Annotated in this window: 27 protein-coding genes and 2 riboswitches; of the genes, 8 read left to right on the top strand and 19 right to left on the bottom strand. The window is 74.6% G+C overall.

The window, feature by feature from the left end:
* Positions 1-47: 47 nt before the first annotated feature.
* Both FHX75_RS15465 and FHX75_RS15460 read left to right on the top strand, forming a co-directional pair.
* A complete protein-coding gene (locus FHX75_RS15465; RefSeq protein ID WP_154940614.1) occupies positions 48-965 on the top strand; it encodes a phytoene/squalene synthase family protein in 918 nt (305 codons plus the stop codon).
* Positions 962-2,284, top strand: coding sequence for a cryptochrome/photolyase family protein (locus tag FHX75_RS15460; RefSeq protein WP_154940612.1), 1,323 nt, complete (start codon positions 962-964; stop codon positions 2,282-2,284). Before FHX75_RS15465 ends, FHX75_RS15460 begins: the two co-directional genes overlap by 4 nt.
* Positions 2,285-2,295: 11 nt before the next feature.
* On the opposite strand, the gene FHX75_RS15455 is transcribed toward FHX75_RS15460, so the two are convergent.
* Positions 2,296-3,351, bottom strand: a complete 1,056-nt coding sequence (locus FHX75_RS15455) for a serine hydrolase domain-containing protein (protein WP_154940610.1) — start codon at positions 3,349-3,351, stop codon at positions 2,296-2,298.
* A gap of 91 nt (positions 3,352-3,442) precedes the next feature.
* Here FHX75_RS15455 and FHX75_RS15450 point away from each other — a divergent pair, with 91 nt between their 5' ends.
* Positions 3,443-4,927 (top strand): dihydrolipoyl dehydrogenase family protein, encoded by a 1,485-nt coding sequence (locus tag FHX75_RS15450; RefSeq protein WP_154940608.1) that lies wholly within the window; start codon positions 3,443-3,445, stop codon positions 4,925-4,927.
* Here FHX75_RS15450 and FHX75_RS15445 read toward each other — a convergent pair.
* The gene (locus FHX75_RS15445) at positions 4,920-5,681 is read right to left on the bottom strand and encodes a crotonase/enoyl-CoA hydratase family protein (protein ID WP_154940606.1); all 762 of its coding nucleotides are present in this window, start codon (positions 5,679-5,681) and stop codon (positions 4,920-4,922) included. The two genes, FHX75_RS15450 and FHX75_RS15445, sit on opposite strands and share 8 nt — an antisense overlap.
* 58 nt (positions 5,682-5,739) lie before the next feature.
* Complete coding sequence (locus tag FHX75_RS15440; protein WP_154940603.1) at positions 5,740-6,213, bottom strand: hypothetical protein; 474 nt, start codon at positions 6,211-6,213, stop codon at positions 5,740-5,742.
* Between the two features lie 122 nt (positions 6,214-6,335).
* Positions 6,336-6,533: riboswitch (cobalamin riboswitch) on the top strand.
* A 36-nt stretch (positions 6,534-6,569) separates the two neighbouring features.
* On the opposite strand from FHX75_RS15440, the gene bluB reads away from it, so the two are divergent.
* Positions 6,570-7,196, top strand: coding sequence for a 5,6-dimethylbenzimidazole synthase (bluB, locus tag FHX75_RS15435; RefSeq protein WP_154940601.1), 627 nt, complete (start codon positions 6,570-6,572; stop codon positions 7,194-7,196).
* Positions 7,197-7,247: 51 nt separating this feature from the next.
* On the opposite strand, the gene FHX75_RS15430 is transcribed toward bluB, so the two are convergent.
* The 3 genes from FHX75_RS15430 to FHX75_RS15420 are packed head-to-tail and all read right to left on the bottom strand — an operon-like array spanning position 7,248 to position 11,672.
* Positions 7,248-8,312 carry a DNA glycosylase AlkZ-like family protein gene (locus FHX75_RS15430; RefSeq protein ID WP_154940599.1) on the bottom strand — a complete coding sequence of 355 codons (1,065 nt, stop codon included), beginning with the start codon at positions 8,310-8,312 and terminating at the stop codon, positions 7,248-7,250.
* Positions 8,313-8,331: 19 nt separating this feature from the next.
* Complete coding sequence (locus FHX75_RS15425) at positions 8,332-9,327, bottom strand: ribonucleotide-diphosphate reductase subunit beta (protein WP_154941983.1); 996 nt, start codon at positions 9,325-9,327, stop codon at positions 8,332-8,334.
* A 2-nt stretch (positions 9,328-9,329) separates the two neighbouring features.
* Positions 9,330-11,672 (bottom strand): ribonucleoside-diphosphate reductase subunit alpha, encoded by a 2,343-nt coding sequence (locus FHX75_RS15420; RefSeq protein ID WP_425463514.1) that lies wholly within the window; start codon positions 11,670-11,672, stop codon positions 9,330-9,332.
* 152 nt (positions 11,673-11,824) lie between these two features.
* A riboswitch (cobalamin riboswitch) is annotated at positions 11,825-12,021 on the bottom strand.
* Positions 12,022-12,200: 179 nt separating this feature from the next.
* On the opposite strand from FHX75_RS15420, the gene FHX75_RS15415 reads away from it, so the two are divergent.
* The 3 genes from FHX75_RS15415 to FHX75_RS15405 all read left to right on the top strand — a co-directional run bounded on the left by FHX75_RS15415 (position 12,201) and on the right by FHX75_RS15405 (position 14,744).
* Complete coding sequence (locus FHX75_RS15415; protein ID WP_154940595.1) at positions 12,201-12,716, top strand: SigE family RNA polymerase sigma factor; 516 nt, start codon at positions 12,201-12,203, stop codon at positions 12,714-12,716.
* Positions 12,716-13,822 (top strand): hypothetical protein, encoded by a 1,107-nt coding sequence (locus tag FHX75_RS15410; RefSeq protein ID WP_154940593.1) that lies wholly within the window; start codon positions 12,716-12,718, stop codon positions 13,820-13,822. The genes FHX75_RS15415 and FHX75_RS15410 overlap by 1 nt, the downstream gene beginning before the upstream one ends.
* A gap of 82 nt (positions 13,823-13,904) precedes the next feature.
* On the top strand, positions 13,905-14,744 hold the full coding sequence (locus tag FHX75_RS15405; protein ID WP_246158088.1) for a Rieske (2Fe-2S) protein: 840 nt from the start codon (positions 13,905-13,907) through the stop codon (positions 14,742-14,744).
* A 179-nt stretch (positions 14,745-14,923) separates the two neighbouring features.
* On the opposite strand, the gene FHX75_RS15400 is transcribed toward FHX75_RS15405, so the two are convergent.
* The 12 genes from FHX75_RS15400 to FHX75_RS15345 all read right to left on the bottom strand — a co-directional run bounded on the left by FHX75_RS15400 (position 14,924) and on the right by FHX75_RS15345 (position 24,325).
* Positions 14,924-16,057: a LysM peptidoglycan-binding domain-containing protein gene (locus FHX75_RS15400; RefSeq protein WP_154940589.1), complete on the bottom strand. Its 1,134-nt coding sequence runs from the start codon at positions 16,055-16,057 to the stop codon at positions 14,924-14,926.
* Positions 16,058-16,072: 15 nt separating this feature from the next.
* On the bottom strand, positions 16,073-16,504 hold the full coding sequence (locus FHX75_RS15395) for a hypothetical protein (protein ID WP_154940587.1): 432 nt from the start codon (positions 16,502-16,504) through the stop codon (positions 16,073-16,075).
* Positions 16,501-16,977, bottom strand: a complete 477-nt coding sequence (locus FHX75_RS15390) for a TadE/TadG family type IV pilus assembly protein (protein ID WP_154940585.1) — start codon at positions 16,975-16,977, stop codon at positions 16,501-16,503. The genes FHX75_RS15395 and FHX75_RS15390 overlap by 4 nt, the downstream gene beginning before the upstream one ends.
* The gene (locus tag FHX75_RS15385; RefSeq protein WP_154941982.1) at positions 16,974-17,399 is read right to left on the bottom strand and encodes a TadE/TadG family type IV pilus assembly protein; all 426 of its coding nucleotides are present in this window, start codon (positions 17,397-17,399) and stop codon (positions 16,974-16,976) included. The genes FHX75_RS15390 and FHX75_RS15385 overlap by 4 nt, the downstream gene beginning before the upstream one ends.
* A 281-nt stretch (positions 17,400-17,680) precedes the next feature.
* Positions 17,681-17,875 carry a hypothetical protein gene (locus tag FHX75_RS15380; RefSeq protein WP_154940583.1) on the bottom strand — a complete coding sequence of 65 codons (195 nt, stop codon included), beginning with the start codon at positions 17,873-17,875 and terminating at the stop codon, positions 17,681-17,683.
* A 26-nt stretch (positions 17,876-17,901) separates the two neighbouring features.
* Complete coding sequence (locus FHX75_RS15375; protein WP_154941981.1) at positions 17,902-18,759, bottom strand: type II secretion system F family protein; 858 nt, start codon at positions 18,757-18,759, stop codon at positions 17,902-17,904.
* A complete protein-coding gene (locus tag FHX75_RS15370) occupies positions 18,759-19,658 on the bottom strand; it encodes a type II secretion system F family protein (RefSeq protein WP_154940581.1) in 900 nt (299 codons plus the stop codon). Before FHX75_RS15370 ends, FHX75_RS15375 begins: the two co-directional genes overlap by 1 nt.
* A 156-nt stretch (positions 19,659-19,814) precedes the next feature.
* Entirely contained in the window at positions 19,815-21,350 is a 1,536-nt protein-coding gene (locus FHX75_RS15365; RefSeq protein ID WP_154940579.1) for a TadA family conjugal transfer-associated ATPase, read from the bottom strand.
* A gap of 20 nt (positions 21,351-21,370) precedes the next feature.
* Positions 21,371-22,171 carry a CpaE/TadZ family protein gene (locus tag FHX75_RS15360; protein WP_154940577.1) on the bottom strand — a complete coding sequence of 267 codons (801 nt, stop codon included), beginning with the start codon at positions 22,169-22,171 and terminating at the stop codon, positions 21,371-21,373.
* 2 nt (positions 22,172-22,173) lie between these two features.
* Positions 22,174-22,824, bottom strand: a complete 651-nt coding sequence (locus FHX75_RS15355) for an SAF domain-containing protein (protein WP_154940575.1) — start codon at positions 22,822-22,824, stop codon at positions 22,174-22,176.
* The gene (locus FHX75_RS15350) at positions 22,821-23,765 is read right to left on the bottom strand and encodes a hypothetical protein (RefSeq protein ID WP_154940573.1); all 945 of its coding nucleotides are present in this window, start codon (positions 23,763-23,765) and stop codon (positions 22,821-22,823) included. Before FHX75_RS15350 ends, FHX75_RS15355 begins: the two co-directional genes overlap by 4 nt.
* Complete coding sequence (locus FHX75_RS15345; RefSeq protein ID WP_154940571.1) at positions 23,759-24,325, bottom strand: hypothetical protein; 567 nt, start codon at positions 24,323-24,325, stop codon at positions 23,759-23,761. The genes FHX75_RS15350 and FHX75_RS15345 overlap by 7 nt, the downstream gene beginning before the upstream one ends.
* Positions 24,326-24,830: 505 nt before the next feature.
* Here FHX75_RS15345 and FHX75_RS15340 point away from each other — a divergent pair.
* Complete coding sequence (locus FHX75_RS15340; RefSeq protein WP_246158085.1) at positions 24,831-25,580, top strand: prepilin peptidase; 750 nt, start codon at positions 24,831-24,833, stop codon at positions 25,578-25,580.
* Positions 25,581-25,719: 139 nt separating this feature from the next.
* On the opposite strand, the gene FHX75_RS15335 is transcribed toward FHX75_RS15340, so the two are convergent.
* The gene (locus FHX75_RS15335) at positions 25,720-26,337 is read right to left on the bottom strand and encodes a phosphatase PAP2 family protein (RefSeq protein ID WP_154940567.1); all 618 of its coding nucleotides are present in this window, start codon (positions 26,335-26,337) and stop codon (positions 25,720-25,722) included.
* Positions 26,338-26,374 lie beyond the last annotated feature (37 nt).

The following is a 26,374-nucleotide window of genomic DNA, read 5'->3' as shown; positions in this document are numbered from 1 at the left end:
GGGTTACGAGTTGCGTCGATTGCTGCGTCGAATTTCGAGGAGGGCCGGTGGACACCGATCTCACCGCTGCCTATGCCCGCTGCCAGGAGCTGCACCGACAGCACGGTCGCACCTACTATCTCGCCACTCGGCTGCTCCCCGCGTGGAAACGACGTCATGTGCACGCCCTGTATGGATTCACGCGCTACGCCGACGAGATCGTCGACCGCACCGAGGAGCTGCCGCCCGCCGACCGCGCCGCCCGGCTGGACGAGTGGTCGTCCCAATTCATCGCCGGCCTGCACGGTGAGCCGGTCGACGACCCGCTGCTCCCGGCCGTGCTGCACACCATCGCCGTCTTCGATCTCGACCGCGCCGATTTCGCGTCGTTTCTGCGCAGCATGGTGATGGACCTGACCGTGCTGTCGTACCCGACCTACGACGACCTGCTCGACTACATGGAGGGCTCGGCGGCGGTCATCGGCACCATGATGTTGCCGATCCTCGGCAGCTCCGACCCGGCGGCGGCCCGCGAGCCGGCCCGCCAGCTCGGCTTCGCCTTCCAGCTCACCAACTTCATCCGGGACGTCGCCGAGGACCTCGACCGGGGCCGCACCTACCTGCCCGACGAGGACCTGGCCAAGTTCGGCGTCACCCGCGACGACCTGCTCGCCGCGAAGGAACAGGCCCGCACCACGCCGAGGATCCGGGACCTGATCGAGTACGAGGTGAGCCGCGCCCAGGCGCACTACGAGGCTGCCGCGCCGGGCATCACCCTGCTCAGCCCCGCCTCGCAGGCGTGCATGCGGACCGCGTACGCGCTCTACGGCGGGATCCTCGACGAGGTCGCCGCACAGGGCTACGACGTGTTCGTCCGCCGGGCGCTGGTGCCGCAGCGCCGCCGGCTGGCGGTGGCCGCCCGGGCCCTGCTCACCCCGACCGGCAGCCCGGTCGCCGTACCCGGGCCGAGCCTGGTCTCGCGGTGAGCACGCGGACCGCGGTGGTGCTGTTCACCCGCGACCTGCGGGTGCACGACCACCCGGCGCTCGCCACCGCCTGCGCGGCGTTCGACCGGGTGGTGCCGCTGTACGTGCTCGACCCGGCGCTCGCCGACCGGTCACCGAACCGCACCCGCTTCCTGCACCAGAGCCTGGCCGAGCTGCGCGAGGCACTGCGCCGGCGCGGCGGTGACCTGGTGGTACGCCAGGGCGACCCGGTGGCCGAGACGATCCGGCTGGCCCGGGAGGTGGGCGCCGAGGGGATCGGGCTCTCCGCCGACGTCAGCCGGTACGCCCGCCGCCGGGAGCGCCGGCTGCGTGCGGAGTGCGACCGGCACCGGCTCATCCTGCGGCTCTTCCCCGGCCTGACGATCGTCGAGCCGGGGGCGCTGCGCCCGGGCGGGGGCGACCACTACCGGGTCTTCAGTCCGTACCACCGCGCCTGGGCGGTGGCCGACCGCCGCGAGGAGCTGGCCGCGCCCCGGCGCGTCACCCTGCCCGACGGCGTGCGGCCCGGCCGGCTGCCCGCGCCGCCGAAGGGCGAGTCGCCCGGGGCCGCGGTGGGCGGCGAGAGCGTCGGGCAGCGCCGGCTCACGCAGTGGCTGCCCACCCTCGACCGGTACGACGACATCCACGACGACCTGGCCGGCGACGAGACCTCTCGGCTCAGCCCGTACCTGCGGTTCGGCTGCCTGTCGCCGCTGGCCGTGGCGAACCGGGCCGGCGGCACCGAGGGACCGTTCGTCCGGCAGCTCTGCTGGCGGGACTTCTACTACCAGGTCACCGCCGCCTTCCCGGACATCTCCATCAGCGCCTACCGGCGCGGCGCCACGGAGGACTGGCGGTACGACGCGGACGCGCTCGCCGCCTGGACCGAGGGGCGCACCGGAATGCCGATCGTCGACGCCGGGATGCGGCAGATGCGCGCCGAGGGGTGGATGCACAACCGGGCCCGGCTGATCACCGCCGGCTACCTGACGAAGGTGCTCGGGCTGGACTGGCGGCCCGGCGTGGCCGTCTTCTTCCGTTGGCTGCTCGACGGGGACGTGGCCAACAACTCCGGCAACTGGCAGTGGGTGGCCGGCACCGGCAACGACAGCCGGCCGTACCGGAGCCTCAACCCGGTCCGGCAGGCCGAACGGTACGACCCCGACGGCGGGTACGTCCGGCGGTGGGTTCCCGAACTGGCGTCGGTGGCGGGGAGGGCGGTGCACCAGCCGTGGCGGCTCCCCGACGACGTACGCCGGAAGCTGGACTATCCGCCGCCGCTGGAGGTGCCCGGCGCCGACCCGGTCTGGATGCGCTGACCCGACCCGGACTAGAGGCAGGAGTGCAGCACCTCGACCAGTTCGTCCACCCGGTCGTGGTCGGCCAGGTGGGTGGTGGCGTAGGCGAAGACGTAGCCCCGCTCGGGGTCGGCCCAGGCGCTGCTGCCGCCGATTCCGCCCATGCCCCAGCTCCCGTCCGGCTCGCGCTGCATCCCCAGCGTCCAGCAGGCCCGGCGATCGAGCACCAGGTCGGGGCCGTCGTACTGGACCCGGGTGGCCTCGGCGACCAGCTCGGGGCTGAACAGGCGGACCCCGTCGAGGGTGCCGCCGGCGGCCAGGCCCGCGTAGAGCCGGGCCAGCGCGGACGCCGTGGCGTGCAGGTTGACCGCCGGGACCTGCGCGCCCCGCCAGAGCGGGCTGTTGACCATCGCCAGGTCGAGGCCGCCGGGTGGGTTGTCCAGCGCCCGGGCCCGCAGCGACCCCGGCTCACCCAGCATCCGCACCGGCCAGGCCGGATCGCCGTACGACAGGTCCACGCACCGCCGCTGGTCTGCCGCCCCGAGGCCGAAACCCAGGTCGAGGCGCCACGGGTCGGCGATCTCCTCGGCCAGGAACCGCCCCACCGACCGCCCGTCGACCCGGCGGACCAGCTCGCCCACCAGGTGCCCGTACGTCCAGGCGTGCTCGCCCGCGACGCTGCCCGGCTCCCACACCGGTTCGGCGGCGGCCAGGTCGGCGCAGAGCAGCTCCCAGTCGGCGACCGCCTCGGCCGGCCGGGCCACCGGGAAGGTCGGTAGGCCGGCGGTGTGGTTCAGCACCTGGCGGACCGTGGCGGGGGTGCGGAACCCCGGCCAGTGGGTAGCCACCGGGTCGTCCAGGTCGAGCCGACCCCGGTCGACGAGCAGCAGCAGGCAGAGCGCCGCGACCGGCTTGCCGACCGAGTAGACGTTCACCAGCGTGTCCGGCCGCCACGCCCCGCGGCTGTCGGCACCCAGGTCGACCACCGGGTGGCCGTCGTACCAGATGGTCAGGCCGGCGCCGGTCTCCCGGCCGGTGGCGAGCAGATCGTGGAAGCAGTCGCGGACGGGGGCGAAGCGATCGGGCATGCGGCCACCGTAGGCGGTAGGAATGATTACGGGCGCGGGAATTCTGGCGGGGTCGCTGGCCGGCGTCCGGTGGCTGGGGAATGCTGACGGCATGGCGGAGCCGGAAGTGGTGGACGTGGTCGTGGTCGGGCTGGGCGTCGGCGGCGAGGAGGTGGCCGGGCGGCTCGCCGAGGCCGGCCTGAGCGTCGTCGGCATCGAACGGGACCTGGTCGGCGGGGAGTGCCCGTACTGGGGGTGCATCCCCAGCAAGATGATGATCAGGGCGGCGAACGCGCTCGCCGAGGCGCGGCGGGTCAACGAGCTGGCCGGTTCGGCCCAGGTCCAGCCGGACTGGGCGCCGGTGGCCAAGCGGATCCGCGAGGAGGCCACCGACACCTGGGACGACACGGTGGCGGTCGACCGGTTCACCGGCAAAGGTGGGCGGTTCCTGCGCGGCAGCGCCCGGCTCGACGGCCCCGGCCGGGTACGCGTCGGTGACCAGGTCATCCAGGCCCGGCACGGGATCGTGTTCGGCACCGGCACCCGGCCCTCCGTGCCGCCGATCGAGGGGCTGGCCGACACGCCGTACTGGACGAACCACCAGGCGATCGAGGTCGAGGAGCTGCCCGAATCGCTGCTGGTGCTCGGCGGCGGCGCGATCGGGCTGGAGCTGGCGCAGGTGTTCGCCCGGTTCGGCGTCCGGGTGACGGTGGTCGAGGCGGCGGACCGGGTCCTCGCCGTCGAGGAGCCCGAGTCCTCCGAGGTGGCCGAGAAGGCGCTGCGCGCCGACGGGGTGGAGATCCGCACCGGCGTCAAGGCGGACCGGGTCAGCCACGACGGTGCCACCTTCACCGTGCACGCCGGCGACGACGCGTTCCACGCGGAGCGGCTGCTGGTGGTCACCGGGCGCCGGGCGCACCTGGAGGAACTGGGCCTGGACACGATCGGCGTGGACCCCGGCCAGCGCTACCTGCCGGTCGACGGGCAGATGCGGGTGACCGACGGTGTCTGGGCGGTCGGCGACGTCACCGGTGAGGGGGCCTTCACCCACATCGCGATGTACCAGGCGGCGATCGTCATCGCCGACGTGCTCGACCGCAGCCGGCACGCCGACAGTGGCCCCGACCCGAGCGGGACGGCCAGCGTGGTGGGCGGTGCGATGGGCGCGGCCAGCGCGGTCGGCGGCGCGATGACCGCGACCGGCCCGAGCGGTGCCGCCGGTACCCTGCCCCGCGCCGACTACCGGGCGCTGCCCCGGGTCACCTTCACCGATCCGGAGGTCGGTGCGGTCGGCCTCACCGAGCACCAGGCCCGCCAGCGCGGCATCAACGTGCAGGTCGGCTTCGCCCAGCTGTCGTCGTCCGCCCGGGGATGGATCCACAAGGCCGGCAACGAGGGCTTCATCAAGCTCGTCGCGGACGCCGACCAGGGCGTGCTGGTCGGCGCGACCTCGGTCGGCCCGGCCGGCGGCGAGGTGCTGTCGGCGCTGGTGGTGGCGGTGCACGCGGCGGTGCCGTTGAGCCACCTCCGGCACATGATCTACGCGTACCCGACGTTCCACCGGGCGATCGAGGACGCCCTGCGCGACCTCAGCTGACGGTGCCGTGGCGGCCGGCACCGGCGGCGAACCGGGCCGCGCCGGCCGCCGCGTCCGTGTCCAGCGACCGCACCCCGTACGCCAGTTCGGTGGCGAGCGCCTCCGGCTCGGTCAGGCCGGCGGTGGCGAGCACCGACGCGCGATCGTTGCGCAGGCAGGTCTGCGGGTGGCGGGCGATCTCGGCGGCCAACCGCTCGGCCTCCGCCCGCGCCTCACCCGGCGGGACCAGTCGGTTGACCAAGCCCATCGCGTACGCCTCCTCGGCGGGCACCGGGCGGCCGGTGAGGATCAGGTCCATCGCCCGGCTCTCCCCGATCAACCTCGGCAGCCGGACCGTCCCGCCGTCGATCAGCGGTACGCCCCAGCGCCGGCAGAACACCCCGAGCACCGCGTCGGACTCGGCGACCCGCAGGTCGCACCAGAGCGCCAGCTCCAGGCCGCCGGCCACGGCGTACCCGGAGATCGCGGCGACGACCGGCTTGGACAGCGACATCCGGGTCGGACCCATCGGCCCGTCGCCGTCCGGCTCGACCCGGTTGCCGCTGGGCGTGCCGATCGCCTTGAGATCGGCGCCGGAGCAGAACGTGCCGCCGGCGCCCCAGAGCACCGCGACCCGGGCCTCCGGGTCGGCCTCGAAGGCGCGGAACGCGTCGGCGAGCGCCCGCGCGGTCGGACCGTCGACGGCGTTGCGCGACGCCGCCCGGTCGAGGATCACCGTGGTCACCGGTCCGTCGTGCGTGACGTGTACGGCCATCGGCACAGCATGCCGCCCGGCGGCGCCGGCACGCCAGGGCGTGCCGGCGCCCGATCTGTCAGTGGCCGCAGGCGGTGTCGAGCGCCTTCAGGGTCGGGTCCAGGTCCGGCGCCTCGACCTTGGTGGCGTTCGGGCCGGTCAGCCGCTTCTCGATCGCGCCGGCCAGGTTCTCCACCGCGGTGCGCACCTGCGGGTCGGCGGCCCGGGCGGCCTCCTTGCGCAGCCCCTCCGCCATCGCCGTGTAGTGGGCGCGGACCTTCTCGCCGGCCTCCTTGGCGCTGACCGGCTTGTCGATGGCCGCGATGGCGTCGTCCGCCATCCCGACGAAGTGCTCCTTGGCGACCGCGAGCGCGGCGTCGCAGACCTGCTTGCTGTTCGCGGCGACGTCGACCGTCGGGCTGGGCGCGCCGGTCGGCGACGAGGCGGCGGCCGGAGTCTTCTCCTGTTCCGTCGGCTGGCAGCCGGCCGCCACTCCGGCGGCGACGACCAGGCTCAGGACGGTACGGACGACGCGGGCAGGGTGGTTCGTCATGGTGGTTCCCCGTGGTGGTGTGTCTTCCCGGAGGTCGGATCGACCCGGGAGCCCGTCACTTCAGGACGCGGCAGCCCGGGTGCGCATGCCCGTTCCGCCGTGCCGGGCAGCTAGCATCGCCGACGGCAACGATCATGCGAGGTGCCCCGCGTGCGCGGGGAGAATCGGGAAGCCGGTGGAAATCCGGCACGGGCCCGCCGCGGTGACCGGGGAGCCACCGTCCACGCGCGAGAGCGCAGCCACTGGCCGTACGGCTGGGAAGGCGGGCGGCCAGGCGTCGATCCGGGAGTCCGAAGACCGGCCTCGCGTCGACCGCCCACCCGTCCGGGGTGGGCCTTGCGCAGCGGGAGCCTGCCGTGGACCTCTACACCGCCATCCACCGTCGCCGGGACGTCCGGGCCGAGTTCACCGGGGCGCCGGTGCCGGACGACACCTTGCACCGCGTCCTCGACGCCGCGCACGCCGCGCCCAGCGTCGGCTACTCACAGCCGTGGGACTTCGTCCTGGTCCGGGACGCCGGGCTGCGCCGCCGCTTCCACGAGCACGTCCGGACGGAGCGGGACACCTTCGCAGCCACCCTCTCCGGCGAGGCGGCGGCACGGTTCGCCCGCATCAAGATCGACGGTGTGTTGGAGTCGACCCTGTCGATCGTGGTGACCTACGACCCGTCGCGGGGTGGCCCGGCCGTGCTGGGCCGGCACGCCATCGCCGACGCCGGCCTCTACTCGGTCTGCCTGGCCATCCAGAACCTCTGGCTGGCCGCCACCGCCGAGGGCCTCGGCGTCGGCTGGGTCTCCTTCTACCGGGAGCCGTTCCTGGCCGACCTGCTGGGTATTCCCACCGGCATCCGGCCGGTGGCCTGGCTCTGCGTCGGGCCGGTGACGCACCTGGAGGAGGTGCCCGACCTGGCCCGGCACGGCTGGCGGCAGAAGCGCCCACTGGCCGAGGCCCTGCACACCGACCGGTGGGCGGGCGGCCACTGACCCGTCGCGAACTGTGTGAAGAGTTGTGGTCGTCCCAGCGACGACAACTCTTCACGCCACGCTGACCGTGGGCAGGCCGAGCCAGTCCGCCAGCGCCGCCAGCTCGGCGTCCACCGCCGCGGTGACGGCGGGGTCGAACGGGACGTCCTGGTGGACGGCGTGCACCCGCAGGACCCCGGCCCGGTGGTCGGCCGTGGCGTCCACCTTGCCGACGAGTCGGTCGTGGTGCAGCACGGGCAGTGCGAAGTAGCCCCAGCGGCGCTTCGCCTGCGGCAGGTACATCTCCAGGACGTACTCGAAGTCGAAGAGCTCCCGGGCCCGCTTCCGGTCGTGGACCAGCCGGTCGAACGGCGACAGCAGCGCGGTACGGCCGGCGAACGGCTGGCCGAGGGCCGCCGGGTCCACCCGCCACCCGCCGGCGGTGCCCTCGACCTGTGCCGGTTCACCGGCCTCCCCGACGACCGACGCCCGGGCGATGCCCAGCGAGCGCAACCGCCGCTCGTCGCGCGTCCGCCGGGCCTCGTCCGCCGGGACGGCCGTCGTGCCGGCCGGGTAGACCCGTTCGGCCAGGTCCCACCGGCGTTGCCGGCCGACCCGGTCGAAGACGGCGATCTCGCCCCGGGCGGCGAGGATCTCCAGCAGCTGGGTGACGTTGCGGTTGTTCGTCCAGCCGGTCGACGGCCACGGCACCACGCTGCGGTCCGGCACGTCCCGGGAGAGCAGCGGGCCGGAGTCGCGCAGCAGGTCGAGCACGAACCGGTGGAACGTGGCGTTCGCCGCCAGCCAGTCGTGCTTGCGCGAGCCCTCCGGCGGCCACGCCGCCATCTCGGCGAGGTGCAGCCCCAGGTCCGCCGTCGGCCACACCATGGCCTGGTGCTCGAACATGGTGCGGTCCCGCTCCACCGCCTGGCGCAGGTGGTCCGGCCGGTACCCGGCGCCCAGCCGCGTCCAGGCGACGAGGTCGGCGCTGGGCGCCACGGCGGCCGTCGGATCCAGTTGCAGGAAGGTCAACCTGTTGACCACGGTCAGCAGGTCCGGCGGGCGGTGCGCGTCCAGCAGTTGGGCGCGCACCGCGATCCGCCGGGCGTCGACCCGATCGAGCCGGTGGACAGGCATGGGCCGAGGCTATGCGCCCTCAGAAGTCGTCGTCCAGGCTGACCTCACCGCCGACCGCCACCTGGTACGCGGACACCCGCCGCTCGAAGAAGTTGGTCAGCTCCTGCACGTCCTGCAACTCCATGAACGGGAACGGGTTCGTCGACCCGTACGCGGGCGGCAGGCCGAGCCGGGCGAGCCGCGCGTCCGCCACGTACTCCAGGTAGCGGCGCATGTCGGCGGTGTTCATGCCCGGCAGGCCGTCCCCGCAGAGGTCCCGGGCGAAGGCCAGCTCGGCCGTCACCGCCTCGTCCAGCATGGTCCGCACCTCATCCGCCATCGCCTCGTCGAACAGCGACGGCTCCTCGGCGCGGACGGTGTCGACCACCGAGAAGGCGAACTCCATGTGCATCGACTCGTCGCGGAACACCCAGTTGGTGCCGGTGGCCAGCCCCGAGAGCAGCCCGCGCGAGCGCAGCCAGTAGACGTAGGCGAAGGCGCCGTAGAAGAACAGCCCCTCCACGCACGCCGCGAAGCAGATCAGGTTGAGCAGGAACGCCCGCCGCTCCGCCCGGCTCTCCAGCCGCTGCAGGCCGCCGATCGAGTCGATCCAGCGGAAGCAGAACTCCGCCTTGTCGCGGATCGACGGGATGTGCTCGACCGCCGCGAACGCCTTGGCCCGCTCGTCGTGGTCGGGCAGGTAGGTGTCGAGCAGGGTCAGGTAGAACTGGACGTGCACCGCCTCCTCGTAGAGCTGCCGGGAGAGGTAGAGGCGGGCCTCGGGCGCGTTGACGTGCTGGTAGAGGTTGAGCACCAGGTTGTTCGCCACGATCGAGTCGCCGGTGGCGAAGAACGCCACCAGGCGGTGGACCAGGTGCCGCTCGCCGGCGGAGAGCGTGGCCAGATCGGGTACGTCGGAGGCCAGGTCCACCTCCTCCACCGTCCAGGTGTTGCGGATGGCGGCTCGGAACCGCTCGTAGAAGTCCGGGTAGCGCATCGGTCGCAGGGTCAGGTCCATGCCGGGGTCGAGCAGCATCGTCACTGGCAGGCCTCGCAGATCTCGGGGTTCTCCAGCGAGCAGGCGACCGCGTCGCTCTCGCCGACGGACAGGGTGAGCAGGGCCGGTGCCGCCGGTCGCGGCGAGGGCACGGGGGCGGCGGCCGGCGCGGCGGCGACCGTGGTCTGGGCGATCCGGGTCGCCGGGCGGGACCGCAGGTAGTAGGTGGTCTTCAGGCCGGCCCGCCAGGCGTACGCGTACATGGACGAGAGCCGGCCGATGGTCGGGCTGGCCTGGAACAGGTTGAGCGACTGCGACTGGTCCACGTACGGGGCGCGGGCGGCGGCCAGGTCGATCAGCGCCTTCTGCGGCAGCTCCCACGCGGTGCGGTGCAGCGCCTTCAGCTCCGCCGGCAGGTCCAGCCCCTGCACCGAGCCGTCCGCCCGCTTGATCGCGTCCCGGGTCTGCGGGGTCCACCGGCCCAGCCGCTTCAGGTCGGCGACCAGGTGCCGGTTGACCTGGAGGAACTCCCCGGAAAGGGTCTCCCGCTTGAAGACGTTGGAGACCAGCGGCTCGACGCACTCGGCGCAGCCGGCGATCGAGGCGATGGTGGCCGTCGGCGCGATCGCCACCAGCAGCGAGTTGCGCAGCCCGTGCCGGGCCACCTTCTCCCGCAGCGCCGCCCACGCCTCCGGCCGGGTCGGCCGGGCGTCCGGCCAGTGGTCCGGGTGCAGCACCCCGCCGGCGGCCCGGGTCAGCGGGTACGCCGGGTGCGCGCCGCGCTCCGCCGCCAGGTCGGCGGAGGCGTCGTACGCGGCCAGGGCGATCTCCTCGGCGATCCGGGTGGACAGGGCCAGCGCCTCCGGCGAGTCGAACGGCAGTCGCAGCGCGGCGAAGACGTCGGCCAGCCCCATCACGCCCAGCCCCAGCGGCCGCCACCGCCGGTGCGCGGTGGCCGCCTGCTCGGTGGGGAACCAGTTCCGGTCGATCGCCCGGTCCAGCGCCCCCACCGCCAGCCGGACCGTCGTGGCGAGCGTGGCGAAGTCCACGCCACCGTCGACGAGGTGGGCGGCCAGGTTGACCGAGCCGAGCGTGCAGACCGCCGTCTCGTCGTCGCTGGTCACCTCCAGGATCTCGGTGCACAGGTTGGAGTGGTGCACCACGCCGCCGCCCGCGCCGACCTGGTTGCAGGTGCGGTTCGCCGCGTCCTTGAACGTCATCCAGCCGTTGCCGGTCTGCGCCAGGGTGCGCATCATCCGGCCGTACAGGGTGCGGGCCGGCAGCGTCCGTACCGCCTTGCCGGCGGCCTCCGCCGCCCGGTACGCGGCGTCGAACTCCGCGCCCCACAGGTCGACCAGCTCCGGCACCTCCTTCGGGTCGAACAGCGACCAGTCGGCGTCCGCCTCGACCCGGCGCATGAACTCGTCCGGCACCCAGTTGGCCAGGTTGAGGTTGTGCGTACGCCGGGCCTCGTCGCCGGTGTTGTCCTTCAGCTCCAGGAACTCCTCGATGTCGGCGTGCCAGGTGTCCAGGTAGACGCAGGCCGCGCCCTTGCGCCGGCCGCCCTGGTTGACCGCCGCGACGCTGGCGTCGAGGGTGCGCAGCCAGGGCACGATGCCGTTGGAGCGGCCGTTGGTGCCCCGGATCAGCGACCCCCGCGAGCGCACCCGGGACCACGAGACGCCGATCCCACCGGCGAACTTGGACAGCCTCGCCACCTGCGTGTAGCGCTCGTAGATCGAGTCCAGCTCGTCGCGGGGCGAGTCGACCAGGAAGCAGGAGGAGAGCTGCTGGTGCCGGGCGCCGGCGTTGAACAGCGTCGGCGAGCTGGGCAGGTAGGCCAGCCGGGACATCAGCCGGTACAGCTCGCCGGCCTGCTCCACGGTGTCGGACAGGCCGGCAGCCACCCGCAGCCAGAAGTGCTGCGGCCGTTCCAGCACCGCCCGGCTGCGCGGGTGGCGCAGCAGGTAGCGGTCGTGCAGGGTGCGCAGTCCGAAGTACTCGAACGCGTCGTCGCCGGCGTGGTCGACCAGGGCGTCGAGGGCGGCGGCGTGCGTCGCGACGAAGCCGGCGAAGCCCGGGTCCAGCAGGCCCTCGGCGTACGCGGCGGCGACGCTGTCGCTGAAGCTGTCGATGCCCTGGCCGGTGGTCTCGTCGGCGATCCGCCCGGCGAGCAGGCGGGCGGCCAGCCGGGCGTAGCCGGGCTCCTCGGCGGTGAGCCCGGCCGCCGCCGCGATGGCCAGCCGGGTCAGCTCGTCGGGGTCCGCGCCGGCGGTGCGCCCCGACTCGACCAGGGCGAGGATCCGCTCCGGGTCGGTGTCGGGCAGGTCGTGGTGGTGCTGGTGCAGCAGGTCCCGCAGTGCCCCGACCGGGGGTGGGGCGATGGTGGATGACGCCGTCACGTGCTCTCCTGGGTGGTCGGTGTGGACCGTGGGAGGGCACGACGGCACGCCGGATCGCCACCGGTCGGTGTGCCGGCGGTGCTCCGTACGGCTCGACGGCCCTCCCACGAGGCCCCGAGGTGGTCCGCGTGCCCGGTGGGCACGCACTGCTGGCAGGTCTTCGGACTCGCGGGCAGACGCGTCCGGCGCGTTCGCCTACTGGCCGTCGCTTCCCGGGCCCCGTCGGGCCCAGTGCTCGTGACGGCGGTCGTTCCCGCTCACCGCTGCGGGGCAGTCCCGGATTCGCACCGGGTTCCCTGTTCGGCGCGACGCCTGGCGGACGTCGACGCCTGGCGGACCCTCGGGGGGTCGCACCAGCAGTGAAAGTGATCCTAGATGTAGTGGGTCACAAAAAGCCAACACACCATATGCTGTGGGCGTGTCGCGCCGGTGAGAAAATCTGCGCCGCGTACAACCTGGACGGTGCCCGACCCCGTCAGCGGGGTGGATGTTCACGGACGGGGTGGGTGGATGCGGGCGGACCTGGAACAGGAGTACGTCGAGTACGTCAGGTCACGGCTGCCGACGCTGCGCCGGATCGCCTGTCACCTGACCGGGGACGCGCACCGCGGCGACGACCTGGTCCAGACCGCCGTCACCCGGCTCTACGTCGGTTGGCGGCGGGCCCGCGAGGCGGAGAACGTCGACGCGTACGTGCGGACCGTGCTGGTCCGGGTCTTCCTCGACGAGAAGCGCCGGCTCTGGTCCCGCGTCCGCCTGGTCGACACGCCACCCGAGCCGGCGCCCGCCCCGACCGGCGACGCGGTGGAGGACCGGGAGTTGCTGCACGCCGCGCTCGCCCAGGTGCCGCCCCGGCAGCGGGCCGTGCTGGTGCTGCGCTTCCTGCACGACCGCCCGGTGGACGAGGTGGCCGCCACCCTCGGCTGCACCGCCGGCACGGTCAAGAGCCAGACCTCGCACGGCCTGGCCAGCCTGCGCCGGCTGCTCGGCACGGACGCCTACGCGATCACCGGAGAGGGGATGTGATGGAGGAGAAGCTGCTGGCGCCGCTGCGGGACGTACCGCTCCCGCCGTCCGCCGTGGACCTGCACCGGGCCGTACGCGACGGGCGCCGACGGGTGCGGCGGCGGCGGATCGCCGCGACGGCCACCGCCGGGCTCGCGGTGGTCGCGGTCCTGGCCGCCGCCCCGGCGCTGGTCGGCCGGGCGGACCGGCCGACGCCGGTCACCCCCGCGATCCCGCCCTCCCCGACCGCCGCGCCGATGCCGGCGACCGCGCCGGCCGCCTTCGACCCCGCCCGGCAGTACGCCGAGTTCGGTTGGGTGCCCCCCGTCATGACCGACCGGACCGTCCGGACCGGAACCGACCAGCTCGCGCTGACCGCCTCGGCGCCGCAGACGTCACCCCGGCCCGTCAAGGACGCGCCCGCGGCCGAACTGCGGATCGTCTCCGCCGGCCGGGACATCACGCTCGGTATCGACCGGGACTTCGCCGTGGCCGCCGGCCGGGCGGGCTCCGCCGGCCTGGAGCCGGCCGAGCCGGTCAACGGCCGGACCGCCCGCTGGAACACCAACGCCGCCGTCGAGCCCCGGTCCGCCGCGCTGCGCTGGGAGTACGCCCCGGGCGCCTGGGCCGAGGTGATCGTGCGGCACATCCCCGAGAGTGCCGGCGACCCGCGCGCCGTCGCCCGGCGGATCGCCCTCGACCTCCGCTACGCCGTGGACTGGCCGATCCGGCTCCCGGTGCGCTTCGCCACGCCCCCGGCCGGCCTGAAGCCGATGGCGTACCTGGTGAGCAGGATGGCGAACGACCGCTGGGACGTCGAGCTCTCCTACGGCACCGGCAAGCGGACGAAGTACGGGGACTGGCCGCTGGTCGTACTGATGCTGCCCCGCAAGTCGACGACCGGCGACGACGGGGTCATCGGCGACCCGACCTCCCGCATCGACGGCCACCCCGCCCGCCGCACGTCCTCCCTGGACGGCGGCGCGAGCCTCCAGGTCTACGGAGTCCAGGGCCTGTACGTGGAGATGACCGCGCACGACAAGGCCACCCTGCGCAAGCTCGGCGGCAACCTGGACGGGCTGTTCCGCAGCGCCACCTTCCACCCGGAGGCCCACGACTGGCGCTGAGGTCGGCCGGGCGGCGGAATTCGTCCCCGCCGCCCGGTTTGCGACCGCATCTGCCGGGAAGTCGGGGAAGGTGCGAGCGCTGATGAACAAGATCGAGCAGAACGCCGCGCTGGACCCGGTCGGCGACCGGCTCCAGCGGGCCGTCCAGTCGACCCTGCGCGGGCAGCGGGTCCGTGACCTGCTGCACGGCGTCTGGCTGGGCCATCCGCTGCACCCGGCGATGGTGCAGGTGCCGGTCGGCGCGTGGATCAGCGCCGCCGTGCTGGACCTGCTGCCCGGTCAGCGTCGGGCCGCGACCACCCTGGTCGGGCTCGGTACGGTGAGCGCCCTCCCGGCCGCCGTCGCCGGGCTGAACGACTGGGCCGCCCTGGCTCGGGACCAGCGCCGCGTCGGACTGGTGCACGCCGCCTCCAACTCCGTCGCGCTGGTGTTCTACGCCAGCTCGCTCGCCGCCCGGATGCGCGGCCGGCACGGCATGGGGCGGGCCCTGGCGTACCTGGGGCTGAGCGCGGCCAGCGCCGGGGCGTACATCGGCGGGCACCTGGCGTACAAGCAGGGCGCCCAGGTCAGCCAGAGCATCTCCGAGCTGCACCGGATGACCGACGAATGGAAGGCCATCGCCGACCTGGCGACGCTGCCGCAGCGCGAGCTGATCACGCGCGAGGTGGACGACGTGTCGGTGATCCTCTACCGGCACGGCGACGACGTCACCGTGATGCTGGAACGCTGCCCGCACCAGAGCGGCCCGCTCGGCGAGGGCGACGTGCAGGAGATCGACGGCCACACCTGTGTGGTCTGCCCGTGGCACGGCTCCGCGTTCCGGCTCAACGGCGGCGAGGTCGTGCACGGCCCGTCCGCCAACGACCAGCAGATCCTGCCGACCCGGGTGGTCGACGGAATCCTCCAGACCAAGCTGCCCTGACCTCGCACCGGCACCCGCCGGACCGCTGTGACCCGGGCCAGGCGGCCCGTCGGTCCACGGGATTGCGGGCACGGCAGGGCGCCGCGGACCGGGCCAGGGACCTGCCGGTTCCGGTCGCGAGCGCCACAGCTCACGCCGGCCCGCTGTTCGTCGGCGCCGCCCGGTGCGCGTACCCCTGGTCAGTCGCGGCGGTGGCGAGCGCGGGCGGCCGCGACGGCCCGGGCCGGGCGGCGGCGCAGCCCGAGCACCGCGCCGATCTGCGCGCCGACGATGCTGGCCACGGCGAGCACTGCGGAGACCGCCAGTGGCCGGTTCATCCCGTCGTCGTCGGTGGCCCGCGACGCCCCGGCCGCCATCGCCGGCGGTGCCCCCGCCGGCCGCTCCACCTGCGGCGGCATCGTCCGCGGCGCCGGCTGCCCGGGCGTCGCGTCGGTCCCGCCCGGTCCGACCTGGCCGCCTGGGGTACCCGGCCCGGCCTGCTCGTCGGGGACCGGCGTGCTGCGCGGCTCCTTGGGGGACGCGGCCGGCGGATGCGGCGACGGCTTGCGCGGCGTCGACGAGTCCGCCACCAGCCGGCCGGTCGCGTGCGTGCGCACGCCGTCGTCCTCGGCCCGCGCCGGCAGCTTGATCAGCTGCCCCGGCCGGATCCGGTCGGCGTCCTGCAGCCGGTTGAGGCGGGCCACCTCCCGGTAGCGGTCGAAGTCTTCCAGGTAGCGCTCCGCCACCTCGCCCAGGTAGTCGCCTTTGGCCACCCGGTAGACCGGTGGGGCCGGGTGCGACCGGGCCGCCTCGGCGCCGGCACCCTCCGGCGCCGACCCGACGTGCGGCGCCGCGAGGACGCCTGTCGCCGGCGGCAGCGCCGCGGTCACCGTCGCCGGGTGCCCGGTGGCCGTGGTCGTCGGGTACGTCATGGCGGCCGCCGCGCTGGCCGCCGGGCTCGCCGCGATGATCAATGCGACCGATCCGACCAGGGCCGCCGCGGCCCGCTGCTGCCGGCTCATCCCGGGCAGCCGGGGCGCCGGCCGCCGCGTCGACTGCGCCGCCAGCTCCACCAGCACGGAGAAGGCGAACGTCGCCCAGCCGAACCAGCCGACCAGGGCCAGCGCCCGCAGGAACAACCGACCGTCGTCCCGGCTGGTCAGCGCCGTGCCGACCTCCGACAGGGTGGGTAGCTGGTCGGGCAGTGGATTGCCGGCGAAGGCGAGCAGCGCCACCGGCGCGCCCACCAGCAGCGCGACCAGGACGACCAGCGACCCGAACCCGGTGAGCAACTGGCCGGTCCGCCGAACGGCGGAGCCACGCGGTGCGGTCATGGCGGCCTTCCCTTCCTACGGTGCCCCGGTGAGCGCCCGCGCAGTGGCCTCACCCGAGACGGTGACGGTGTCGTCCATGCCGAAGAGGCCGAGCATGTGCCGGCGGTAGGTGACGGTGACGCGTACCCGAATCTGCTTCTCGCCGTCGATCACGGGGAAGCTCACCTGGTGCCCGGTCGCGCCCGCCGCCGAGAGGTAGTCGCGGACGGCCGCCCGCGCGTCGCCCTCGTCGATCTCCTTCGGGCCGCCCTCGATCGCGCGGGCCCGGTCGACGGCCTGGCCGCCGCTGCGGGCCGCCTCGGCGGCGAGGTTGTCGGCGCGTTGCAGCGACCGGAGCTGGCCGGCGCCGTCGTACGCGACGCCGATGACCGCGAGCACGCCGGTCATCGCGACGGCCAGGAACAGGCTCACCCGTCCCTCGTCGCGGCCGGCCCGACGGGCGGTCATCCCCGGCTCCGGTAGCGGTCCAGCGGGGAGGTGAAGGTGGCCGAGGCGGTGGTGCGCAGCGGCATCCCGGGCAGCGCCGGCAGCCGCAGGTCGCGGTGGGACACCACGCAGGTCACCGAGACGGTCACGCTCGCCGGCTGCCCGGCCGGGCTGCGGTACGCCGCGTTGAAGCTGGTCGACCGGCCACGTACCGAGCCGCTGAAGGTCATCCGGGGCGCGCCGGCGCAGTTCAGGCCTCGCCAGTCGAGCTGGCGGCGGACGGCGTCGCGGGCCGCGTCGCGGGCGGTGCCGGCGTCCCGGGAGATCGAGGCGGCCCGGGCGGCGTCGTGCGCGGCCGCCTCCACCGCCTCGTCGGCGATCGCGGTGCGCCCGGTCACCCCGGCCAGCACGATCAGCGCGATGAACGCCGGGGCGAGCACGGCCACCTCGACGGAGACCGAGCCCCGGGCGCGGCCGTCCGCGACGGCGCTCACGGGTTCGTCCAGCGTTCGACGGTGCCGTGCGCGGTCTGCCGGACCCGGAAGCTGACGCCCGGGATGACCGACAGGGACCGGCCGGTGACCGTGCAGGTGACCTCGGTGGGTCCGGTGACGCAGGTCGGCCCCGGATTGTCCCAGCCGACGAGCCAGTCACCGGCCGCGCCGAGGAACCGGGTGGCCCGGGCCTCGCCCGCCCCGGCCGGCGCCTGGAGCACCCGCTGCGCGTTCACCCCGCTCTGCGCGGCGTTCAGCGCGGTGGACCGGGCGACGAACCACGCGGCCACCTGGACCGAGGCGAAGAGCAGCACCAGCACCGCCGGCATGACGACGGCCAGCTCGACCGGGTTCGCGCCCCGGTCCGTACCCCCGGCGGCGAGCCGTCGCCGCACGGCCCGCACCACGCCACGCACGGCGATCGGCACGACGCGACCGGCCGCGCCGTTCCGGGCGGCCCGGCCGGACCGGGTGGCCTGGTCAGGCTGTGCGGCGTGGCCGGACCGAATCGGGTGGCCGGGCCCGACGGTGGTCGAACTCGTTCTCCTCGCGCAGCGCGCCGATGGCCCCCCGCCGGGTACCGGGACGGCGCGCCCGGGCCGGGTCGCCGGCCCGGGGCGAGGACGGCCGGACGCGCCCCGGGGCCGGGCGGTCGGGGCCGCCCGGCCGGTCCGGGGTGCGTCCGGCCAGCTCATCGGAGGGATCACGGCGCGGCCGGGACGCTGTCCATCCAGTCGGTGGCCCGCGTCATCACCAGCGCGGTGACCGCGAGTGCCGCCGCGACCAGGCCGAAGATGATCACCGCGGTCGGCACCGGGCTGTCACCCCGATCCCCCTCGCGGCGCAGCTCCGCCAGCCGTGCGGCCAGCGTGACGTGCAGATGTGCGATCAGTTGCATGGCGTGCTCCTTGTCGGGGTGGCGGTCTACAGGCGGGCCACGAACGGGTAGAGCATGAAACCGAGCAGGACGAAGACCAGCAGCGAACCGGGGATGTCCAGCCGGCTGGTCACCCCCTCGGCGCGGGTCAGGTTGTCGGTACGGATCTGGTCCCGCAGCGAGTCGGCACGACTGCGCAGGGTCTCGTGGACCTGCGCGCCCTCGCTGCCGGAGGAGCGCATGATCGCCCCGACGTCGCCCAACTCCGGGATGCCGATCCGCTCGGCCAGCTCCTGGAGCTCGTCCCAGGGCGAGTGCATCTGCATCTGCGCGATCCGCAGCGACTCGCGGATCCGGTCGAAGACCCAGCCGTCGCAGACCGCCGCCGCCCGTTCCAGCGACTGCACCGGGCCGTGCGCCGCCGACAGCTGCAGCGCCACCAGGTCGAGGTAGGTGCAGACGGCCGCGCGGAACTCGTCGCGCGCCGCGTCCGCCCGCGCCAGCACCGCGCGGTGCGCGAGCAGCCCGCAGACCAGCGCCATCCCGAGGCTGCCCAGCACCGGTACGACCACCGGCAGGCGGACCCCGCCGAGGAAGAGCACCGCTCCCAGCACGGTCGGGGTGGCCAGCCCGATCAGGGCGGAGACCAGCACCGACAGGGCGTACTGCTCGGGGGTCTTGTCGATCAGCGCGAGCTGCCGGTGCGGCGGGCTGAGCCAGCGGGAGAACCCGCCCAACCAGTCCGGTCCCCGGCTCGCAGCGACGGTGCCCGGGGGCTGGTGCAGCCGGCGCAGCGCGGGGCCGAGCGCCGGGGCGGCCGGCAACGCCTCCCGGACCGCCAGGAACAGGCCCAGCCCCACGGTGGCCCCGCCGAGCACGGCGATCGCGAGCTGCCAGTTGACGATCACGCGATCGCCTCCTCCGGGTCGGGGGCGGGGAGGAAGCGGGCCGGCGGCGGGGGCTGGCTCATCGACCGCACCCAGATCAGCAGCCCGATGAAGGCCGCGCTGAGCACCGCCATCACCAGCTGCCCGAGCACGGTGCCGTACGGGCGGACGTACTCGGTGTTCAGCAGCCCGTACGCCAGCACGGCCAGGGTCATCCCGGTGAGGAAGCGGACCGCGAACCGGGGCTGGGTGCGCTTGGCCTCCACCTCGCGCCGGGTGCCCACCTCGGCGGCGGCGGCCGAGGCGATCGAGCCGAGCACGTCACCGAGGCGTTCGCCCCGGTCGGTCAGGTGCAGGATCAGCGCGGCCACCACCTGGTCGCCGACCGGGTCCCCGATCTCGTCGGCGAAGGCGAGCAGCGCGGTACGGGCCGTCCAGCCGGCCTGGAGGCGGGCGGCGAGCAGCCGTACCTCCTCCTGGATCTCCTCTGGGACGGTGGCGATGGTGCCGATGATCGCCTGTTGGAGGCCCTGCCCGGTGGCGGAGACGTCCTTCAGCCGGCGGGTCCACTCGCCGACCGCCTCGATCCGGGCGATCGCCCGTTCCTCGGCTCGACCCACCGAGAACAGCCAGGGCACCCCCGGTACGGCCACCGCCACGATCAGCCCCACCACCGGCAGCCCGGTGAGCAGGAAGGCCAGCGCGCCCGCCGCCACCGCCACCGCCAGCCGGACCTGGTGCGCCCGCTGCGCGCGGCGGCCCGCGCCCGAGCCCAGCCAGAGCCGGCGCAGCCCGCGCCCGGCCCCCGGCGCCGAACGGGCGGGGGCCCGGGTGCCGACCAGCGCGACCACGGCCAGCACCAGGCCGGCGACGCAGGCCGCCCCGGACACGACGGCGATCAGCTCGATGTTGGTCATCGGACCGGCTCCGTTCGCGGCTGCGGGGCCCGCAACCCCGGCTCGCTCCGCGCGCTCACCGGACTGTCCCTGTTCGCGACTGCGGGGCCTGCAACCCCGGCTCGCTCCTCGCACTCACCGGAGCGCGCCCGCCCATCCCCGAGCCGACGCCCGCGCTCACCGGCGCACCGCCGGGCCCAGTCGGCTGTGCCGGGGGCGGCGCCAGGCGCCGGTGCCGGCCTCGATGAAGCGGGTCAGCAGCCGGGCGTCGTAGCCGACCCGCAGCAACTGGTCGCGGATGCGTTCCGGCAGGTGGCGGGGGACGGCCCGGCCGTCCGGGCCGGGGCCGAAGACGTTGGTGGTGACGATCCGGTTGCCCTCGCCGACCCCGATCACCTCCTCCACGTGGGAGACGAACCGGTGCTTGCGCCCGCCGATCGCGGTCTCGTCCTCGACGGTCACGTAGACGATCAGGTCGAGGGCGTTGCCGGCCATCCGGCGGGCCTGGTCGACCGTCATCTCCCGGCCGTGGGCCAGCGCCAGCTCAATGATCCGCTCGCTCACCCCGGCCGGGGTACGGGCGTGGATGGTGCACATCGAGCCGCGGCTGGTGGTCATCGCCTGGAGCATCGGCACGATCTCCCGGGACCGGACCTCGCCGACGATGATCCGCAGCACGCCCATCCGCAGCGACACCGGGATCAGGTCGGCGATGCTCACCTCGCCCGCCGGTCGCCCGTCCATCCCGCGCTCGCCGTGTCCCTCGCGGGACTCGAAGCTCATCACCGCCCGGTGCTTGCGACCCCGGCGGGCCGGCAGCAGCTCCCGGCTCTCCTCCAGCAGCACGTACGGCTCGTCGGGCGGGATCTCGTCCATCAGCGCCCGAATGACCGTGGTCTTTCCCGCCCCGGCCAGCCCGGCGACCATGATGTTGAGCCCGGCCCGCATGGACGCCCGCAGGAAGTCGCGCAGCAGCGGGTCGATCATCTCGTCCAGGTCGGGGCGGGAGCCGGCGATCTCCTCCAGGCTGACGTCCAGCGTGTTGTGCTTGCGGATCACCGCGTACGGGCGGTGGCTGACCAGGAACACCGCGGCGAGGCGGCTGCCGTCGGGCAGTTGCAGGTCGAGCGTCGGCTTGGACGTCGACAGGGACCGCTCGGTCGCGCCGGCCCGGCGGGCCGCCGCCTGGAGGATCTCCACCAGCTCGTCGTCGCTGTCGGCGATCGGCTCGACCCAGTCGACGCCCCCGCCGTGCCGGGTGATGCGCACCTGGTCGCAGCCGAGGATGTGCACCTCCTCGATGGTGTCGTCGACCAGCAGCGTCTGGAGCCGGCCCAGCCCGACCAGCTCGGCGGTGACCTGGTCGAGCAGGATCCGCTCCTCGTCGGCGGCCATCGGGGTGCCGGCCCGACGCACCGAGTCGGCGTACCCGGAGACCACGGCGACCGCGAGCCGGGCCCGCTCGACCTCCTCGGCGTTGGCGTCGAACTCCCGGCCGCGCTGCCACTGGGTGAGCCGTTCGCTCAGTTCCCGGCGCAGCTCGCGGACCACCGCGAAGTCCACCCTCGGTCGCGGCGGCGGCGGGGTGGGCGTGGGCGGCGCGACGGGCGGCGCCGGCTGGTGGTGCCGGCCGTTCACCGGGGGCAGCGGCGGCATCGTCGAGGTCGCCGCCGGCTGCTGGCGCGGGTCGTGGGAGACCGGCTCAAACCGCATGACGTGCCTCCCCGGGCCGCTCACACCACATCCGGCACCTCCTGGGCGGCGGGCCAGGCCAGCCGGGCCCGGCGGCGGTCCAGCAGCGCCCGGACCGGCACCTCGAGCGCGCCGGCCGCGCGCATCAACGGCCGCCCGGCGCGTACGGTGCCGCCCAGGCTGAGCACCTCGGCGGTACGCGGGTCCGCCGGCAGGGTGGCGATCACCGGCACCCGCAGCGCCTTGCTGATCTCGCCCTTGCCGTGCCCGTCGCCGACCACCAGCAGCCGCAGCGTGCCCGGGGGCACCCGGTGCTCGGTGAAGTCCCGCTCGATCGCCCGGATCATCGACCGGGTGGCGGAGAGGTCGGGCAGCTGCGCCCGGGTGACCAGCAGCACCACCGCCGCGGCCCGCAGCACCGGCCACGGTGGACCGGCCACCTGCAGGCGCCCACAGTCGACGATCACGTCGTACGGCGGCTGGCCCTTCTCCAGGCTGCCGAAGAAGTCGGCGAACCGCTGCCAGAGCGGGCTGACGCTGCCCGCCTGGGCCGGGTCGACCACGCCCGGCAGCAGCAGCCGTTCCCGCCGCGGCGCGTCCAGGTCGACCAGCTGCGACCAGAAGGCGGTCTCCAGGTTGCCGTCGCGCAGCTCGCCGACGGCCAGTTCGCCGATGCCCCGGGGGCCGTCCAGCGCGCCACCGAGGTAGCCGGCGAGGATGGTGCCGCCGGCCGGGTCGCACTCGGCCAGCACCAGCCGCCGGTGCCAGCTCAGCGCGCAGGCCAGCGCGGTGGTGGTGACCCCGGGTGAGCCCTTCGCCGAGACCAGCGCGATGATCGCCACGGTCAGGCCGCCTCGACCAGCACCAGGGCGATCCGCTCCTGGGCGGCCAGCACCACCACGGCCGGCACGTCGCGGACGGGCAGCGCCACGTAGACCACCACGTCGTCGTTCTCCGGGGTGGCCGTGTCGATCACCGTGCCGGTGAACCGGGTGCCCGGCACCTGGCTGTCGTCGTTGTCGGCGGGGGTGCTGACCAGCAGCACCTTGTCGCCGGGATGGAGCTTGCGGGCGGGCACCTGGCTCTGCTTCAACCCGAGCGCGATCTGCTGCTGCCCCTCGCCGAGCAGCGGGGCGTCGGTGAGCTGCCCCATGGTCAGCAGCGTGCCGGGGGTGAGCGACACCGCCGCCCGCTTCCCGACCACCTCGTCGAGCTTGCCGGCCGGCACCGGGGACAGCCCGGCCCCGCCGGAGACCTGCACGCTGACCAGGTCGTCGGCGCTGAGCTGCCGGCCCACCTCGACCGGGCGGGCGACCGCCAGGTAGCTGCCGGTGGCCCGGACCGAGGTGACCGCGAAGGCCGCGCCGAGGCCGCCCAACGCGATCAGCAGCACCGCCAGCCCCAGCAGGCCGGGTCGGGTCCGGCGCTGGCGGAGCACCTTCGGCGGGGCGACCGGCGCGTCGACCGGGCTGCCGTTGCGGGTGACCAGGCTCATCGGGTAACCACCTGAAGCTCGTCGATCTCGATCGGAGTCGTCCCGCTGGTCCGGGTCTGGGCGATCACGCCGCTCTCGCCGCCGCCGCGCCAGGTCACCGACCAGTACGTGGTGGCGCTGACCCGGTAGGTGCCGGCCTTCGGGTAGCCGGAGTCGTAGCCGCAGTCCGGCGAGGTCTTCCCGGCGCGGCGCCCCTTCGGGTCGTACGGGGTGCCCTCGTCGGCGCAGGTCACCTTGACGCCGTTGCCCATGGTCCAGACGATCCGGTCGACCTTGGCGGTGATGTCCACCCGCAGGCCGCGGTCGGAGTCCCAGGCGTGGATCGGGCCGAAGTAGTTCCGGCCCGGGCTGGCCCACATCCAGACCGGCAGGCCGACCAGGCCGGGGCCGGTGTTGCGGCGGGGCGCCACCGCGATCCGGGGCGGCAGCAGCGAGATCGACGCCAGGACCCGCCGGGCCAGCTCCTCCGGGTCGGGCGGCGTGCCGAACCCGGGTGGCGGGGTGTCCAGCAGCACCACGGTCTGGCTGCCGAGGTCGCCACCGTTGCAGGTGCGGACGTACCACCTGGCGCCCTCGGGGGCCTCTCGCTGCGGCTCGGCCAGCTTGTAGTAGCAGCCGTCGGCGTTGTTGAACCAGCCGAGGAACTGGTTGTAGCAGGGCAGCGGCTTGCCGTTCCACTGGCACTTCGGGGCGGCGCCGCCGCCCGGATCGCCGCCGGTGTCCCCGCCGCCACCCGGGTCGCCGGGGGTGCCCGGGTCGTCGTCCCAGATGCTGCAGTCGTTCTGCCCGGGCGGGCACTGCGGCCCCGGCCCCTCGGCGACCGCCGGGACCGGCGCGGCGAGCGCGACCAGCAGGGCCAGCAGCGTCGCGGCGAGCAGCCGCCGGTGCGTCCCGGCCCGGGGTCCGCGGGCCGGGACGCACCCTCCTCCCCAGGTCAGCACGGCTGGTCCTCGTGGGCGGCACCGGAGCTGATCAGCCAGCGGCCGTCCGGGTACCGGGTGGCGGTCGCGGTGGCGAGGTGGCGGCCACCGCCGGAGCCGGGCACCACCCGCCGGTCCTTGGCGTACACCAGTCGGTAGCCGGTGGCGTCCAGGCAGTCCTGGATCTCCACGGTCGGCGGGACGGCGTCCAGGCTGACCGAGGTGACCGTGGGGTCGGAGCGCAACGTGCCGGTGCGGATCGCGCCGTGCGTCCGGGCCTGGCCGATCGCCACCCGGACCCGGGTGAGCAGCGGATCGGCCAGGAAGCGGGTGAGCGCGGGGTGGCGGGGGTCGCTGTCGCGGCTCGCCTCCCGGGACGCGGTGAGGTACCCGGAATAGGCGGCGAGCGCGGCCTGCTCCGCGGCCCGTTCCTCCTCGGCCGAATGCCGGGGCTCGGCGGTGGCCTTGCGGGCGGCGGGCCCGGCGGCCGTCTCCGACCCGCCGCCGCAGCCGGCGGTCGACCCGACCACCGTCGCGATGACCAGGCAGGTTGTCCATCGGCGGGGATGCCGTGTACGCAACGCCGTGCCCTCCTCGGTGCCACCCGGCGGCCCGTCTCCCGTGGCCTCCGGGCATGCGCCAGCGCGCCCGGATGATGCCGTCCGGACCTCGATTTACCGCTGTCGCATTTACCTGTGCGGATCTTTACGAAATGGTGGAACCTGATGTCTCGGGTGGCCTCCGACGCTGTTGACGGGGGTTGCGCCGTACCCAAGGGGCGAGCATAGGCTCACGTCCGCCGATGCAACAGAGGCAATTCATTCGAACACGGTGGGTGATGAGCGGAGGTGGTCAGGGGTGGCCGAGGGCGAGTCCGGAACGCCGGGACGGGTCGCCGCACCCGGTCGGGGCGCGGGTGCCGACGCTCGGCCGGGCCCGCCCGCCGATCCGGCAGTCGGGCCGGAAGATATGGCATCTGTCGATGCGTCTCGCCCGATCCGTCCCCTCATCGAAAAAGCCACGAGAAGGGATTCCCACGAATATGGAGCCCCGGCCGACGCAAGCGATCCACCACCGCGCTCGGCGGTGGATCATCACTCGGGCCGGGACCCGAAATCACTCTCCGTACGCGTCCTCGCCGCCCTGGCCGTGACCCCGGTGCTCCGGCTCGCCGTCGCCCGGTACGCCGTACCGGTGGGGGCGCCGGCGCGGGTCGGCTGCGACGGCTGCGGCGCGCCGATCGGGCTCGGGCGCCCGGGGCTCGGCCCGGCGGCCCGGTGTCCGGCCTGCCGGGCCCGGATCGGCGCGCCACCGGGCACCGTCGAACTGGCCGCCGTCGCGGCCCTGGCGGTGCTGGTCCTGACCGACGCGACGCTCGCCGAGCGGGCCGCGCTCGCCTGGTGGCTCGGCTGGGCGGTGCCGCTGGCGCTGGTGGACCTGGCCGTGCACCGGCTCCCCGACCGGCTCACCTGGCCGGCCGCGGCGGGCACGGCCACGCTGCTCGCGGTGGCCGCGCTGACCGGCCCCGGGCCCGGCCCGTGGCTGCGCGCCCTGACCGCCGGGGCCGCGCTGGGGCTGGCCTTCGCCGCCACCACGCTGCTGCTCGGCCGGCGCGGCTTCGGCCTCGGCGACGCCAAACTGGCGCTGAGCGTGGGCATGCTGCTCGGCTGGTACGGCTGGCCGGTGCTGGTCGCCGGACTGCTGCTCACCTTCGCCCTCTCGGCGGTGGTCAGTCTCGCGCTGCTGCTGGCCCGCCGGGTCACCTGGTCGAGCCACCTCCCCTTCGGCCCCATCCTGATCCTCGGCACCTCCGCCGCCCTCCTCCTCCCCACCTGACCCACCCACCCCCGCCCCGCCGGCCTGCCGACCCACTCGGTGATCAAGAGGTTTGCGTCAGGGAACGCCCTTTCCCGAGACGCAAACTTCTTGATCACCGGCGGACCTGTCGGGCCGGGGGCGCGGGCGGCCGGGTGGGTCAGGGGTGGTCGGCGGTGGCGGGGAGTCGGTCCGGGTGGGTGGTGCGGCGGGCCAGCAGGTCGGCGACGGGGCGGGCGATCAGCGGCGCGCCGGCCAGCGCCACCAGGGCGCCGAGGAACAGGCCGGCGGCCACGTCGTGCGGGTAGTGCACGCCGACGAAGACCCGGGAGAGCGCGGCGAGCAGCGCCAGTGGCACGGCGACCAGCCCCAGCCGGCGGGAGAGCAGCAGGGTGGCCGCGGCGAGCGCGCCGGCGATGGTGGCGTGGTTGCTCGGGAATGACCAGTCGCCGACCGGCGGGCAGTGCCCGGCCACCACGGTCGCGGCTCCCCGGCAGGGCCGTGCCTCGTCGAAGACCGTCTTCAGCGCCTCGCTGGACGCGTACGCGAGGACCACGGTGACCGGCGCGACCAGCGCGACCGCCCGGCCCCACGGCCTACCGCGCAGCAGCCGGGGCGCGGCGGCCAACAGGAACAGCGCGCCGAGCAGCAGGATCGCCGCCCCGGTGAAGTGCACCGCGAACCACTGCACCGGCGCCGGGCTGGAGTCAGCTACCTCATTGATCTCCCGGTACCACTCCACGCTGATGTCGGGAACATCGGTCCTGCCGGTCTGCATCCTGCCTCACCTCACCAAATGTTCATACCCCGTTTAC

The organism is Micromonospora palomenae, assembly GCF_007829925.1.
GTDB lineage: Bacteria > Actinomycetota > Actinomycetes > Mycobacteriales > Micromonosporaceae > Micromonospora > Micromonospora purpureochromogenes.
This window is presented reverse-complemented; position numbering and strand designations above follow the sequence as displayed.

Bases quoted from the DNA above. Each gene is read 5' to 3' on its own strand.
- FHX75_RS15365 (WP_154940579.1), bottom strand. From the start codon at position 21,350: ATGCGGTTTGAGCCGGTCTCCCACGACCCGCGCCAGCAGCCGGCGGCG.
- FHX75_RS15410 (WP_154940593.1), top strand. From the start codon at position 12,716: ATGGAGGAGAAGCTGCTGGCGCCGCTGCGGGACGTACCGCTCCCGCCG.
- FHX75_RS15400 (WP_154940589.1), bottom strand. From the start codon at position 16,057: ATGACCGCACCGCGTGGCTCCGCCGTTCGGCGGACCGGCCAGTTGCTC.
- FHX75_RS15455 (WP_154940610.1), bottom strand. From the start codon at position 3,351: ATGCCCGATCGCTTCGCCCCCGTCCGCGACTGCTTCCACGATCTGCTC.
- FHX75_RS15395 (WP_154940587.1), bottom strand. From the start codon at position 16,504: ATGACCGCCCGTCGGGCCGGCCGCGACGAGGGACGGGTGAGCCTGTTC.
- FHX75_RS15415 (WP_154940595.1), top strand. From the start codon at position 12,201: ATGCGGGCGGACCTGGAACAGGAGTACGTCGAGTACGTCAGGTCACGG.
- FHX75_RS15445 (WP_154940606.1), bottom strand. From the start codon at position 5,681: ATGGCCGTACACGTCACGCACGACGGACCGGTGACCACGGTGATCCTC.
- FHX75_RS15440 (WP_154940603.1), bottom strand. From the start codon at position 6,213: ATGACGAACCACCCTGCCCGCGTCGTCCGTACCGTCCTGAGCCTGGTC.
- FHX75_RS15370 (WP_154940581.1), bottom strand. From the start codon at position 19,658: ATGACCAACATCGAGCTGATCGCCGTCGTGTCCGGGGCGGCCTGCGTC.
- FHX75_RS15405 (WP_246158088.1), top strand. From the start codon at position 13,905: ATGAACAAGATCGAGCAGAACGCCGCGCTGGACCCGGTCGGCGACCGG.
- FHX75_RS15425 (WP_154941983.1), bottom strand. From the start codon at position 9,327: ATGCTGCTCGACCCCGGCATGGACCTGACCCTGCGACCGATGCGCTAC.
- FHX75_RS15430 (WP_154940599.1), bottom strand. From the start codon at position 8,312: ATGCCTGTCCACCGGCTCGATCGGGTCGACGCCCGGCGGATCGCGGTG.
- FHX75_RS15450 (WP_154940608.1), top strand. From the start codon at position 3,443: ATGGCGGAGCCGGAAGTGGTGGACGTGGTCGTGGTCGGGCTGGGCGTC.
- FHX75_RS15380 (WP_154940583.1), bottom strand. From the start codon at position 17,875: ATGCAACTGATCGCACATCTGCACGTCACGCTGGCCGCACGGCTGGCG.
- FHX75_RS15335 (WP_154940567.1), bottom strand. From the start codon at position 26,337: ATGCAGACCGGCAGGACCGATGTTCCCGACATCAGCGTGGAGTGGTAC.
- FHX75_RS15355 (WP_154940575.1), bottom strand. From the start codon at position 22,824: ATGAGCCTGGTCACCCGCAACGGCAGCCCGGTCGACGCGCCGGTCGCC.